The organism is Rhizobium sp. CF142, from assembly GCF_000281145.1.
Taxonomy (GTDB): Bacteria; Pseudomonadota; Alphaproteobacteria; order Rhizobiales; family Rhizobiaceae; genus Rhizobium.
On the sequence record NZ_AJWE01000105.1, the window covers coordinates 1 to 12,821 of the forward strand.

Below are 12,821 nucleotides of genomic sequence, written 5' to 3' on the forward strand. Positions count from 1 at the left end.
CGGCAGCCCGCCTCTATGGCGCCTCGCCATTGCGCATCCTGTTCGTCTATATCGCCCCTATGTGCATTCCGTCGGTGATCGTACGCCTGACCCTGAACATGGCAGGCATCATTTTGACGGCCGCCTCGCTTGGTTTCCTCGGATTGGGCGCGCAGCCGCCGGCGCCCGAATGGGGCGCGATGATATCGAGCGGGCGCAAGTTCATGCTCGACTATTGGTGGGTTGCCGTGATGCCGGGCGTTGCCATTCTCGTCACCAGCCTCGCCTTCAATGTCGCAGGCGACGCGCTTCGCGACATTCTGGATCCCCGTCATGCAAGGTCCTGATATGAAGCCAGTCCTCTCAGTCGAAGACCTCAATGTCAGCTTCGGCAGGAACGCCGTGCCTGCCGTTTCCCATGTCAGTTTCGAAGTCGGGCGCGAGCGCGTCGGCATCGTCGGCGAGTCCGGCTCTGGAAAATCGACGACCGGTCGCGCGATCATGCGCCTTCTGTCGGCAGGCGCCACCGTCTCGGCAAAGCGTCTCGACCTCGACGGCAGTCCGCTTCTGTCTCTGTCCGAGAGGCAGATGGGAAAGATACGCGGCAAGGATATTGCACTCATCATGCAAGACCCCCGCTATTCGCTCAATCCGGTGCTCACCGTCGGCAAGCAGATCGCCGAAGCCGCCCGCCTGCATCTCAACCTGCGTGGTGCAGCGGCGACCGCTGCCGCCAAAGTAATGCTCGAGCGCGTTCGCATCAGGGACGCCGAGCGCGTGATGGCGCAGTATCCGCATCAGATATCTGGTGGCATGGGGCAGCGTGTCATGATTGCGATGATGCTGCTTGCCAAGCCAAAGCTCGTCATCGCCGATGAACCGACCTCGGCGCTCGATGTCAGCGTGCGCAAGGACGTGCTGACGCTGCTCGATGAACTCGTCCGGGAGAACGATTCCGGCCTGCTGCTGATCAGTCACGATATCCGGATGGTCTCCGCCTTCTGCGAGCGGATCATCGTCATGTATGCGGGGCGCATCGTCGAGACGCTGACGCGGCTGGAAGATGCAAGCCATCCCTATACGAAGGGGCTGATCGCCGCGATGCCCGATCCGCGACATCCCGTCCGGCGGCTTGCGGTCCTCGATCGCTCGAAGATCGACCTGGAGAGAGCATGATGATCGAAGTCCGCGACCTCAACGTCAAATTTCTGTCCGGCAAACAGCAAAACCATGTCGTCAAGGATATCAGCTTCAGCGTCGCGCGTGGGGAAACGCTGGGTATCGTCGGCGAATCCGGCTGCGGAAAGTCCACTGTTCTGCGATGCCTGTCAGGCATGGAAAAAGGCTGGTCGGGCGAAATCACGCTCGCCGGTCGCACCGTCGGCAAGTCGAGAAGCCTCGACGACCTCAAATGCGCCCAGATGGTCTTCCAGGATCCTTATGGCTCGCTGCATCCGCGCCACCGGATCGGCACGGCCCTTGCCGAGCCTTTGCGGGCCATGGGCAGACAAGAGATCTGGCAAAGCGTTGAGCGTTCTCTGCGCCAGGTCGGCCTGCCGGGGGCATTTGCAAACCGTTTCCCTCACGAACTTTCCGGCGGCCAGCGCCAGCGTGTCGCAATCGCGCGAGCGCTGATCCTCTCCCCGCCAATCCTCCTTCTCGACGAGCCGACTTCGGCGCTCGATGTGTCAATACAGGCCGAAATCCTGAACCTGCTGGCGGACCAGCGCGACGAGATGGGGCTGACCTACGTGCTTGTCAGTCACGATCTGGCAGTGATTGCCCATATGTGCGATCGCGTGCTGATCATGAAGGATGGCCGGTTCGTCGACGAACTCTCGAAACGGGATCTGCAGGACGGAAAAACGCACGACGAATATGCGCGTGAGCTATTCGAAGCGACTTTCATCTGACACTTTCTATGTGTCGACGACCGACCATGGGCGCCGCGCGCCTCGGCATGAGGCCGACCGGCCAGAAATCAATCCTGGGCTTCGGGCGCATAGGCCGAGGCCGATCGCTGTTGCAGCGACGTACGGCGCGCGTCGCAGATCCTGGCGGATAGCTCAGTAACCGATCAGTGAATAGGGAACATCATTCGAACCGAAACGAGGCTGGACGCCGAGCAGCGGGGCTGCTCGACCAATGATTTCCTTCACCATCGGAGCAGCGGTTGACGCAGCTGTTCGCCCGCCATGCTCGCCGGTTTTCGGGGCATCGATAATCGCGAGGACCATATATTTCGGCCTATCCATCGGAAAGGCCGCGACGAAGGCGTTGAAATTCAGGTCGCTGGCATAGCGTCCATTGACGACCTTGTCGGCGGTGCCGGTCTTGCCGCCGACGTTGAAGCCCTCGACCTGGGCAGCACGGCCGGAGCCCTTCAGCCCGTTCCAGGTGAAGAGGTAGCGCATATCCGCGCTCGTGCTTTGCTTGATGACGTTTCGCGATAATGCTGCGGCCTGTTCCGGCGACCGTGGCAGGAAGGTCGGCGAAATGAGATTGCCGCCATTGATAAGAGATGCGGCCGCAGACGCCGTCTGCAGCGGGGTTGTCGCGACGCCGTGGCCGAAGGAGATCGTGACAGAGTTGATCTTCTTCCATGTGTGTGGCTGTGTTGGCGTTGCGACACCCGGCATCTCCGTCTCCATCTTGGAGAGAAGGCCGAGCTTGGTCAGGAACTGTTGATGCCCTTCGATGCCGACCATATCCGCGACGGCGGCGGTGCCGATGTTCGACGAATACTGAAAGACTTCCGGGATCGACAGTGGCCTGTGCTTGCCTTTGAAATCCTTGATCGTGAAGCCGCCCATGCGGATCGGACGGGATGCATCGACAACGGAGTTTAGAGTGATCTTTTCCGCGTCGAGGCCCATTGCCAAGGTAAAGCTCTTGAAGGTCGAGCCCATTTCGAATGTCGCATTGCTGATCCGGTTGAACCAGCCTTTCTCGTAATCCTTGTCCGGTCTGCCGTCCGCCAATGCGCGCGACGGCTCGTTGGGGTCGTAGTCCGGCACCGAGGCCATGGCCAGGACCTCGCCCGTCTCGACGTCGAGAACGAGTGCGCCGGCGGCCTCTGCCTGATATGCGTTCATCGCCTTGGCGGCGACCTCTCGGGCGATGTTCTGGACGCGGATGTCGATCGACAGCCTGACGGGCTCAAGTGGAACTCCGGACGTCAGTCCGACAGCCCTCAGATCGGCCAGGCCCTGCTGGTCGAGATACCGCTCCATGCCGGCCAGTCCTTGATTGTCGACATTGACGTGGCCGAGAATATGCGACGCGGCCCGCCCGCCGGGATAGAAGCGACGTTTTTCCGGTCTGAAGCCTATGCCGGGAAGGCCAAGGGCCAGGATGTCAGCTTGCTGCCTTGGTGTGAGTTGGCGCCGTAACCACTGGAAGCCGCTGTCCATCTTGAGCTTCTTGTGGGTCTCCCTCCAATCGAGGCTCGGGATGACGGCTGCGAGTTTCTCCACCACTTCGTCGGCGTCGACGATGCGACGGGGGTCTGCATAGAGGGAGACCATGTTCAGGTCGGTAGCCAGGAGCTGGCCATTGCGATCGATGATGTCGGGCCGGGAAGCGACGCTGTTGGGATTGCCAAGCGAGCTAGTGGTGGGATCCTCGGCAAGTCCGTGTTGGACGAGACGCCCGCCGATCAGAAGGAACCCGCAGATGAAGGCGCCGATCAAGACTCCCAGGCGCTGCCTTGCCTGGCCGCTCCGCATCTTTCTTGTGCCCGGGATCTTGTCGTCAATGCCGATCCTCTGACGTTCGACGAGGATGTGGGACCGGCTTTTGATCTTCAGAATTCGGGAAATGATACTCATTGAGCTGATCCAGAACAGGAGGCGGAAGTCGAAGAAGCACTTCCGAAAACGCGGTGCGTTTTCCGGCCGGTTTCTCCTGGGGCAACTGGTGACTAGATTTGCGTCGAATTATCTAACGGTTCGTTAACCGTCGCATTCCAGAAATGCCACTGGGAACAGCGTTCGACTGTCACATCAAGCCGTTGCGTCGATCAATCGCTGAGCGGTAAACTTGTCGGTTACCAGCATGTCGATGACGCCAACACGAAGAGCGCCTGAGATCGCTGCCGTCTTCTTCGCGCCGCCAGCCAGCGCGATGACCCGATCCACCCGCGCAAGGTCCTCGAGCGGAAGGCCAATGACCCGGTCATCCAGCGGCGTCTTCACCGGTTTTCCGTCCTTGTCGAAGAAACGCAGTGAAATATCACCGACGGCGCCGGCCTCTGCGAGATCGGCGAGTTCCCGCGACGAAAAGATGTTGCCCGAGCGAGCAAGCAATTCGGACGGCTCCACCGCACCGATGCCGACAATGGCGAGTGTGATGCTGCCGAAGAGATCCATGGTCTCACGGACGAAGGGATCTGACTGCATCAGGAGCCTGGCTTCCCTCGACGTCGTCACGCCCTGTACGGGAAGCAACTTGGGCTCGGCGCCGGTGAGGCGGGCAAGGCGCGTGGTGAGCTGCGTGGCATGTGTCTGCACCGAAGGGTCGCCCATGCCTCCGAGGGTCTGGACAACGTATTTTACCTGGGCGCTTTTCTGCGGATGGATGTTTTCGACCATCTTGAAGATGGTCTGGCTCCAGCTCGACACCCCGACAATCTCGCCAGGCGAAAGTGTGATCTCCAGAAGATGGGCTGCCGCTTCACCGATCCGGGCCATGATGGCCCCGTCCCGGTCCTCACTGCACTCGACGACGATTGCTTCTGGAAGGTCGAACTTTTGTCGGAGCGCTCCCTCGAGCTCGCTATAGGTGCCGACCGGCGGGATGACGCTGGTGCGAACGATGTCCTCGGCCTCGGCCCTCTTCAGCATTCGCGAGACCGTCGCCTGAGAAAGCCGCAAATGCTGTGCGATCTCCGCCTGCCGCCGCCCTTCGATGTGGTACATCTGGGCAACCCTAGAAATCAGGCGGAGTTCGTTGAGGCGGGACATGGGCTATACCAGCTTGAATTATTATTCACACTTAGCCGGTGTCGGCCGCGACGTCGAGCGGGCCAGCGCATCATTCCATGTATTGAGAAGGCCGATGCGATTGATCTCTTCGGGGCGGATCACTTCGGTGCTTCTGGGCAGTGCCTCGATCACATCGAGATCCTTCCACAGGCCGAGCGAAAGCCCGGCGAGATAGGCGGCACCGAGAGCGGAAGCCTCCGGTGCCTCGCACTGGATCACAGCATGCTCGATTAGGTTCGACACGCATTGCATCAGGAAACGGTTCTGGCTCGGGCCGCCGTCGACATAGAGAGCGCCGAGTTTACCGCCGCTCTGGGCGCGCATGGCCGCGACCACGTCATGCACCTGGCAGGCGATCGAATCCGTCACCGAGCGGGCCATCTGGGCGCGGGTCGTGGAAAAGTTGATCTGCGCGAAGAGGGCGCGGGCGTCGGAGTTCCAGTAGGGGGCGCCGAGGCCGACGAAGGCCGGCACGAATCCCGGTCCGCCCGGCTCGGCCGTCGCCGCAAGGTCGACGAGGGCGGCCACATCAGGAAGGCCGAGAATGCCGGCCATCCAGGGAAGGCTTGCGGCCGAAACGAGGATATTGCCTTCGAAGGCGAAGGTCGGCACGCCAGCGATCCGCCAGGCGACCGTCGTGGTGATGCCGTTTTGCGGCGCGATGAAGCGCGGCAATGTCGTCATGACGGAGGAGCCGGTTCCAAACGTCACCTTGCCGTCGCCGGGCTTGAAGGCGCCGTGACCGAAGAGCGCTGCATGGCTGTCGCCGATGGCCGAGCGGATCGGCGTGCCATCGGCAATGCCGGGAAGCCCCTGTGTTGTGCCGAAATCGGCAGAGCTGTCGAGCACTTCAGGGAGCAGGGCAATATTGACGCCGAAGATTTGGCCGAGTTCTTTGCTCCAGACCTGGCCATTGAGGTCGAACAGCTGGCTGCGGGCGGCATTGGAGGCATCGCAGACGTGGCGGCGTCCACCCGTCAGGCAATGGATTAGCCAGCTGTCGATCGTGCCAAGACGCACGCAGCGTCCGGCCGGAACGCGATCGAGCAGCCAGCGGAATTTTGACCCGGGAAACATTGGATCGAGGGGCAGACCGGTAAGTGCTTGCACGCGGTCCAGATGCCCTTCGGCGATCAGGCGCTCGCAGTCCGGTGCGGTGCGGCGGCACTGCCAGCTCAGCACCGGACCCAGCGCTTCACCGGTCTCGGTATCCCAGACCGTGACGGATTCGCGCTGGTTGGACACCGCCACCGCCTCGACGGTCGCACCGGAGGCATTTTTCAGGCAGGCCTCGATCGCTTCGCAAACGGAGGCAAAGATCCGGCGGGGATCCTGCTCGACCCAGCCCGGTTGCGGATAGGAGATGCCGACGGCGGCCGAGCCTCTGGCAAGCACCTCTCCTGTTTCGGAAACCAGGACTGCCTTCGAATTGGTGGTGCCCTGGTCGATCGCCAGAATAGCCCGCATCGTCTTCTCCTCAGACAATGGCCGGGGCGGATGTGCGCCCCGGCTCAATAGACCTGCTATCAGATTATTTGCGCTTGATCAGCGCCTGGGCCGCATCGGCGATCGCCGCCGGCGCCATGCCGAATTCGTCGAGGAGGAATTCGGCCGAACCCGTCGGCGCATAGATGCCGGGAACGCCAAGACGCTTCATCGGCACGGGCGCGTTATCGACGACCACTTCGGCGACGGCGGAACCGAGGCCGCCGAAGATCGAATGTTCTTCCGCCGTCACGATAGCACCGGTCTCGGTGGCGGCCGCGATGATGGCGGTCTCGTCGATCGGACGAACGGTCGCCATGTTGAGCACGCGCGCCTTGATGCGGCGCTCGGCCAGGATTTCGGCGGCCCTCACCATGCGGTGGGTCAGTGTGCCGTTGGCAATCAGGGTGACATCGGAGCCTTCGCGCAGCAGGTTCGCCTTGCCGACTTCGAACTTGTGGCCTTCGGGCAGCAGATCCGGAACGCCGACACGTGACAGGCGCAGGAAGCAGGGACCATTGTAGCTTGCGGCCCATTCGACGGCGGCGGCAGTCTCAATCCGGTCGCATGGCGCGATGACGGGCAGGTTTGGCAGCACGCGCGTCCAGGCGAAGTCCTCGATCGAATGATGGGTTGGGCCAAGTTCGCCGTAAGCCATGCCCGAGGAAATGCCGACCAGCTTGACGTTGGCATTGGAGTAGGAAATGTCGGCCTTGATCTGCTCGAGCGACCGGCCGGTCAGAAATGGTGAAGCGCCGCAGACATAGGGCAGGCGTCCGCCATTGGCGAGACCGGCGCCGACGCCGACCATGTTCTGTTCGGCAATGCCGACATTGACGAGGCGATCGGGAAATTTCGACTTGAAGCCGCCGAGCTTGGAGGAGCCGACCGAGTCGTTGCAGACGGCGACGATGGTTTCATTTTCGGCCGCCAGCCGTTCGAGCGTCGCGGCAAAGGCATCGCGGCAATCATAGAGCTTCGGTGGGTTTACGGGCGCGTTCATTAGAGTGCCTCCGACAGTTCTGCCAATGCGGTTTCATACTGTTCCTTGCTCGGAACCTTGTGATGCCAGTCGACGCGGTCCTGCATGAAGGAGATGCCGTGGCCCTTATTGGTATGCGCGACGATGCAATGGGGGCGGTCGGAGCGATGCTCGAGAGCGGGCACGATCGCGTGCATGTCGTTGCCGTTGATTTCGCTGACCTCCCAGCCAAAGGCCTCGAGCTTGGGGCGAAGCGGCGCGAGATCGTTGGTGTCTGAGAGGGACGCGCCCTGCTGGAACCTGTTGTGGTCGATGACCAGCGTCAGGTTGTCCAGGCGGAACTGGTATGCCGCCATGATGGCTTCCCAGTTGGAGCCTTCCTGCATCTCGCCGTCACCGGTGATGACATAGGTGTGGTATTTCGCGCCCGAGAGTTTCGCCGCCTTCGCCATGCCGACAGCGACCGGCAGCCCGTGTCCCAGAGGCCCGGTATTGGTTTCGACGCCCGGCACCTTGTTACAGTTCGGGTGGCCGTTCAGCCGGGAATGCGGCTTCAGGAAGGTCGATATCTCCTCTTCCGGAATGAAGCCGCGCTTGGCGAGCGCGACATAGAGCGCGCAGGCCGTATGGCCCTTCGACAGCACGAACCTGTCGCGATCGGGGTGTTTGGGCTGGTCGGGCCAGACACGCAGCACGCGGAAGTACAGCGCAGTGAGGAGATCGATCACCGACATCTCGCCACCGATATGGCCGGCGCCTGCCTCGTATACGGCCTGGAGGTCGCGCAGACGGATCTGGCGAGCAACACGTTCAAGTTCGGAAGGCTCCATCGTTTCCTCTTGTGCATAAATATTCATGTAGTTATATTTTTGCATACAAGCCGCCTTAGTCAAGCCCCTTATTGGTCATTATGCTTCGCTCATCACCCGAAAAGCTGGTTGACAGCATCTAAGCAAGTTGTTAATGAATTTTCCAGCAGGCATGAATAAATATTCTTGCTTGAAGAAATATTGGCCGCCGGCCTTAATCCCAGGGAGGAACGATGGTGGCGATCGACGTGAATGAACAGAGCCGTCCGTCCGGTACGTGGGTCAGCAAGCTCACGGGAGCAACCGGTCCGCTCATCGGGCTGCTTTTGCTCTGCCTGTTCCTGACCTTCAGCACTGATGCATTTCTCTCCGTCCGTAATGGTCTGAACATTCTCGACCAGATCACCGTGCTTGGGATCATGGCAGTCGGCATGACCTTCGTGATCCTGATCGGCGGCATCGACCTTTCGGTCGGTTCGGTCCTGGCTCTCGCGATGATGGTGATGGGCTGGACGGCGAATGTCGCCGGCCTGCCGCTCGGCGTCGGCATCGTGGTGGCGCTCATTGCCTCGATGATCAGCGGCCTGATCGTCGGCATCATGGTCACCTGGTTCAGGGTGCCTGCCTTTATCGCGACACTGGCGATGATGTCGGCTGCGCGCGGCGTGGCGAACATGATCACCGACGGCCAGCAGATCGTCGGCTTCCCCGACTGGTTCATGATGCTGGCCATTGACCGCCATTTCGGCATTCTGACTGCAACCGTCTTCCTGATGCTGGCTGTCGTCGCCGCTGCTTGGGTTTTCCTGCACTTCCGCGCAGAAGGCCGCATGCTCTATGCGGTCGGCGGCAATCCCGAAGTTGCTCGTCTTGCCGGCATCAACGTCCAGCTTGTGACCATTCTTGTTTACATGGCGAGTGCCGTCCTTGCAGGTCTTGCCGGTATCGTTCTTGCTGCCCGTCTGGACTCGGTTCAGCCGTCCAGCGGTTTTGGCTACGAGCTGGACACGATCGCGGCCGTCGTCATCGGCGGAACGTCTCTATCGGGAGGCGCAGGCGGCATTGGTGGGACGCTTATCGGGGTGCTGATCATCGGCGTTCTGCGTAACGGCCTCAATCTGCTCAACGTCTCGCCCTTCCTGCAGCAGGTCATCATCGGTGTCGTCATCGTTCTTGCTGTCGGTGCGGAAACGATTCGAAAGCGCCGAGCCGCCTGATCATTCGGCCGCATTCAACGCTGGCCTCACAATTCCCCTCCGAGAAGTTTGGAGCGGATCTACTGCCCGAGGGGGAGGATACCCGAGGGTTCACTAACAACGGAGGAATTGACATGAAATTTGCGCGCACTCTGCTCGCGTCTGCCGCCCTGCTTGGCCTCAGCCTCGGATCCGTTCAGGCGGCCGAAGTCAAGAAGCTCGGCCTTGCCGTCGCCAATTTGCAGGCAAACTTCTTCAACCAGATCAAGCAGTCGGTCGAAGCGGAAGCCAAGAAGCGTGGCATCGAGGTCCTCACCGTCGACGCCAAGGGCGATGGCCCGACCCAGGTCAACCAGATCCAGGACCTGCTGACCCAGGATATCGACGCACTGATCTACATCCCGGCAGGCGCTGCTGCAGCCAGTGTGCCGGTCAAGCTCGCAAAGCAGGCCGGCATTCCGGTCGTCAACGTCGACCGCAATGCCGAGGGCGCTCCGGGCGATACCTTCCTGGCGACCGATTCCGTCGCCTCCGCCAAGGCGGTTTGCGACTACATCCTCAAGGAAGCCGGCGGCAAGGGCAAGATGGTCATCATCCACGGCCAGAAGGGCACCACGCCTGAACTGGACCGCAGCAAGGGGTGCCAGGAATCCCTGAAGGCCTATCCGGATGTGGGCGTCGTCGCCGAGCAATATTCCAACATGTGGAGCCAGGACGAGGGCTTCCAGATCATGCAGAACATGCTCCAGTCGAATTCGGATGTCTCGATCGTCTTTGCCCAGGCAGATGGACTGGCGCTCGGTGCGGCTCAGGCGATCAAGGTCGCTAATCCATCGCAAAAGATCGTGGTCGGTGGTTTTGATGGCGACACCGCTGCACTCGAGGCCCTCAGCAAGGGTGTGTTCGACGTGACCGCGACACAGCAGACGCAGAAGATGGGCCGCGACGCGGTGGAGAACGCGGTCAAGCTCGCTGCCAAGGAAAAGGTGCCGCCGGTCCAACTGATGGACGCTACGCTGACGACCAAGGAAAACGTGGCCGGCTTCATCGCCAACCATCCGTAATCAGTCGAAATCTCGAGGAGGTGTGCTGTGACCGAGCCGGTTCTTTCCCTGAGGGGCATATCCAAGCGCTACGGACCGCTCCAGGTTCTGAAAAATGTGGACCTGGACGTCTATCCCGGCGAGGTGGTGGCACTTCTCGGCGAAAACGGCGCTGGCAAGTCGACGCTGTCAGGCATCATTGCCGGATCACGCACACCGTCCGAGGGCACGATGACATGGCTGGGGCAGCCCTATGCCCCGGCCGCTCCACGCGAGGCGATCGACAAGGGCGTCGTGCTGATCCATCAGGAACTGCAGCTTCTGCCGCATCTTTCGATCGCTGAAAATGTCTTCATCGGTCGTTGGCCGATGAAGAACGGCGTGGTCGACCGCACCCAGATGGTCCGCCGCGCCCAGGAACAGCTCGCACGGCTGAACCTGCACATTCCCGCGACCCGAAAGGTCGCCGGTCTTTCGACCGCCAACCAGCAGCTCATCGAGATCGCCAAGGCGTTGGCGCTCAATGCAAAACTCCTGATCCTCGACGAGCCGACCGCAGCCCTTGGCGGGGCGGAGACGGAAGCCCTGTTCGAGCAGGTGCGCAAGCTTCGCGCCGAGGGCGTGGGCATCATCTACATCTCCCACCGCATGGAGGAGATCAAAAAGATCACCGATCGCATCGTCGTGCTTCGCGATGGAGAGCGTGTCCATGAATTTGCCGACAGCTCGACGCCGGTGCGCACGATCGTCGAAAGCATGGTCGGCCGCTCGCTCGATCGCATGTTTCCGACCCTTCCCGAGCCGACCAGCAGGCCCGTCCTTGAGGTATCCGGCCTGACGTCGCCGGACGATTCCTTCCGGGATGTGAGTTTCGACGTTCACGCGGGCGAGATCCTCGGCATCGCCGGCCTCGTCGGTGCCGGCCGTACCGAGCTCGTGCGGGCGATTTCCGGTGCCGATCCAATCAGCGCTGGCTCGATCCGGCTGGAAGGCGAGGCGCTGAAGCTGCGCAGCCCTGCGGACGCGATTGCCAAAGGCATCGTGATGGTCCCGGAAGACCGCAAGGACCAGGGCCTCGTCGTCGCGCACAAGATCAGCGAAAATATCGTCTACGCCAATCTCGACAAGCTCGGCGGGCGCTGGCTCACCTCGAGCATGAAGCGCGTTTTCGCCGAAAAGGCAGTGGCGAAGTTCGGCGTCAAGGGGCGTGCGGAGCAGTTTGCCTCCGATCTCTCGGGCGGCAACCAGCAGAAGGTCGTCATCGCCAAATGGCTGATGCGCGATCCGAAGGTCGTGGTGCTGGACGAGCCGACGCGCGGCATCGATGTCGGAGCCCGCGCCGGCATCTACGATATCATCGTCAACCTGGCCAAACAGGGTGTCGCGGTCATCGTCGTAAGCTCCGACCTCGAGGAGGTTCTCGGCGTATCGAACCGCATTCTCGTGCTGGCTCAGGGCAAGCAGGCAGGCATTTTGAAGCGTGACGAGGCGAACGACGTCTCGGTCATGGAACTGGCGACAATCTAGGCAAAGACAGAAAGGAAGAGCGGTGTCCGACATCTCTCTGAACGCACCGAAACTATTTGATCTCAGCGGCCAGGTCGCCATCGTGACCGGCGCCGGCAGCGGCATCGGGCAAAGGATCGCCATCGGTCTTGCCCAGTGCGGCGCCGACGTGGCGCTTCTCGATCGGCGCACCGATGACGGTCTTGCCACGACTGCCAGCCATATCCGGGCTGCCGGCCGCCGTTCGATCGAAATTGCCGCCGATGTGACCAGCAAGTCGTCTCTGACCGATGCCGTCGCCCGCACCGAAGTCGATCTCGGGGCTCTCTCACTTGCCGTCAATGCGGCCGGCATCGCCAATGCCAATCCCGCCGAAGAGATGGAAGAGGACCAGTATCAGACGCTGATGGACATCAACCTGAAGGGCGTCTTCCTTTCCTGCCAGGCCGAAGCGCGCGCCATGCTGAAGAACGGCCGCGGCTCCATCGTCAACATCGCCTCCATGTCCGGCGTCATCGTCAACCGCGGTCTTAGTCAGGCCCATTACAACGCCTCCAAGGCGGGCGTGATCCATATGTCGAAGTCGCTGGCGATGGAATGGGTCGGGCGCGGCATCCGCGTCAACACGATTTCGCCGGGCTATACCGCAACGCCGATGAATACCCGGCCGGAGATGGTGCATCAGACCAAGCTCTTCGAGGAGCAGACGCCGATGCAGCGCATGGCTGGCGTCGACGAGATGGTCGGTCCGGCCGTCTTCCTCCTGTCGAATGCTGCAAGCTTCGTGACGGGCGTCGATCTGCTCGTCGACGGCGGCTTCTGCTGCTGGTGATGCC

At 61.4% G+C, this 12,821-nt stretch carries 12 protein-coding genes; 7 read left to right on the forward strand and 5 right to left on the reverse strand.

Annotated features, from left to right (window positions below):
• From PMI11_RS24380 to PMI11_RS24390, 3 genes are all read left to right on the forward strand, one after another.
• The coding region (locus tag PMI11_RS24380; RefSeq protein ID WP_007822510.1) for an ABC transporter permease at positions 1 to 326 on the forward strand (326 nt) is incomplete at its 5' end.
• On the forward strand, positions 313 to 1,155 hold the full coding sequence (locus tag PMI11_RS24385) for an ABC transporter ATP-binding protein (protein ID WP_037072025.1): 843 nt from the start codon (positions 313 to 315) through the stop codon (positions 1,153 to 1,155). The genes PMI11_RS24380 and PMI11_RS24385, both read left to right, overlap by 14 nt.
• Positions 1,155 to 1,892: an ABC transporter ATP-binding protein gene (locus PMI11_RS24390; protein ID WP_037072045.1), complete on the forward strand. Its 738-nt coding sequence runs from the start codon at positions 1,155 to 1,157 to the stop codon at positions 1,890 to 1,892. The genes PMI11_RS24385 and PMI11_RS24390 overlap by 1 nt, the downstream gene beginning before the upstream one ends.
• A gap of 153 nt (positions 1,893 to 2,045) precedes the next feature.
• Here the strand turns inward: PMI11_RS24390 and PMI11_RS24395 are convergent, their stop codons facing one another.
• From PMI11_RS24395 to PMI11_RS24415, 5 genes are all read right to left on the reverse strand, one after another.
• A complete protein-coding gene (locus PMI11_RS24395; RefSeq protein WP_007822514.1) occupies positions 2,046 to 3,809 on the reverse strand; it encodes a peptidoglycan D,D-transpeptidase FtsI family protein in 1,764 nt (587 codons plus the stop codon).
• A 174-nt stretch (positions 3,810 to 3,983) separates the two neighbouring features.
• A complete protein-coding gene (locus PMI11_RS24400) occupies positions 3,984 to 4,943 on the reverse strand; it encodes a sugar-binding transcriptional regulator (protein ID WP_007822515.1) in 960 nt (319 codons plus the stop codon).
• A 21-nt stretch (positions 4,944 to 4,964) separates the two neighbouring features.
• Positions 4,965 to 6,431: an FGGY family carbohydrate kinase gene (locus PMI11_RS24405; RefSeq protein WP_007822516.1), complete on the reverse strand. Its 1,467-nt coding sequence runs from the start codon at positions 6,429 to 6,431 to the stop codon at positions 4,965 to 4,967.
• Positions 6,432 to 6,495: 64 nt separating this feature from the next.
• Positions 6,496 to 7,452 carry a transketolase family protein gene (locus PMI11_RS24410; RefSeq protein ID WP_007822517.1) on the reverse strand — a complete coding sequence of 319 codons (957 nt, stop codon included), beginning with the start codon at positions 7,450 to 7,452 and terminating at the stop codon, positions 6,496 to 6,498.
• A complete protein-coding gene (locus PMI11_RS24415; RefSeq protein ID WP_037072047.1) occupies positions 7,452 to 8,261 on the reverse strand; it encodes a transketolase in 810 nt (269 codons plus the stop codon). The genes PMI11_RS24410 and PMI11_RS24415 overlap by 1 nt, the downstream gene beginning before the upstream one ends.
• A gap of 212 nt (positions 8,262 to 8,473) precedes the next feature.
• On the opposite strand from PMI11_RS24415, the gene PMI11_RS24420 reads away from it, so the two are divergent.
• From PMI11_RS24420 to PMI11_RS24435, 4 genes are all read left to right on the forward strand, one after another.
• Positions 8,474 to 9,457, forward strand: a complete 984-nt coding sequence (locus PMI11_RS24420; RefSeq protein ID WP_007822521.1) for an ABC transporter permease — start codon at positions 8,474 to 8,476, stop codon at positions 9,455 to 9,457.
• Between the two features lie 113 nt (positions 9,458 to 9,570).
• Positions 9,571 to 10,500, forward strand: a complete 930-nt coding sequence (locus PMI11_RS24425; RefSeq protein WP_007822523.1) for a sugar ABC transporter substrate-binding protein — start codon at positions 9,571 to 9,573, stop codon at positions 10,498 to 10,500.
• 27 nt (positions 10,501 to 10,527) lie between these two features.
• Entirely contained in the window at positions 10,528 to 12,006 is a 1,479-nt protein-coding gene (locus tag PMI11_RS24430; RefSeq protein ID WP_007822525.1) for a sugar ABC transporter ATP-binding protein, read from the forward strand.
• A gap of 22 nt (positions 12,007 to 12,028) precedes the next feature.
• Entirely contained in the window at positions 12,029 to 12,817 is a 789-nt protein-coding gene (locus PMI11_RS24435; protein WP_007822527.1) for an SDR family oxidoreductase, read from the forward strand.
• Positions 12,818 to 12,821 lie beyond the last annotated feature (4 nt).

Bases quoted from the DNA above. Each gene is read 5' to 3' on its own strand.
- PMI11_RS24385 (WP_037072025.1), top strand. From the start codon at position 313: ATGCAAGGTCCTGATATGAAGCCAGTCCTCTCAGTCGAAGACCTCAAT.
- PMI11_RS24390 (WP_037072045.1), top strand. From the start codon at position 1,155: ATGATCGAAGTCCGCGACCTCAACGTCAAATTTCTGTCCGGCAAACAG.
- PMI11_RS24395 (WP_007822514.1), bottom strand. From the start codon at position 3,809: ATGAGTATCATTTCCCGAATTCTGAAGATCAAAAGCCGGTCCCACATC.
- PMI11_RS24400 (WP_007822515.1), bottom strand. From the start codon at position 4,943: ATGTCCCGCCTCAACGAACTCCGCCTGATTTCTAGGGTTGCCCAGATG.
- PMI11_RS24405 (WP_007822516.1), bottom strand. From the start codon at position 6,431: ATGCGGGCTATTCTGGCGATCGACCAGGGCACCACCAATTCGAAGGCA.
- PMI11_RS24410 (WP_007822517.1), bottom strand. From the start codon at position 7,452: ATGAACGCGCCCGTAAACCCACCGAAGCTCTATGATTGCCGCGATGCC.
- PMI11_RS24415 (WP_037072047.1), bottom strand. From the start codon at position 8,261: ATGGAGCCTTCCGAACTTGAACGTGTTGCTCGCCAGATCCGTCTGCGC.
- PMI11_RS24420 (WP_007822521.1), top strand. From the start codon at position 8,474: ATGGTGGCGATCGACGTGAATGAACAGAGCCGTCCGTCCGGTACGTGG.
- PMI11_RS24425 (WP_007822523.1), top strand. From the start codon at position 9,571: ATGAAATTTGCGCGCACTCTGCTCGCGTCTGCCGCCCTGCTTGGCCTC.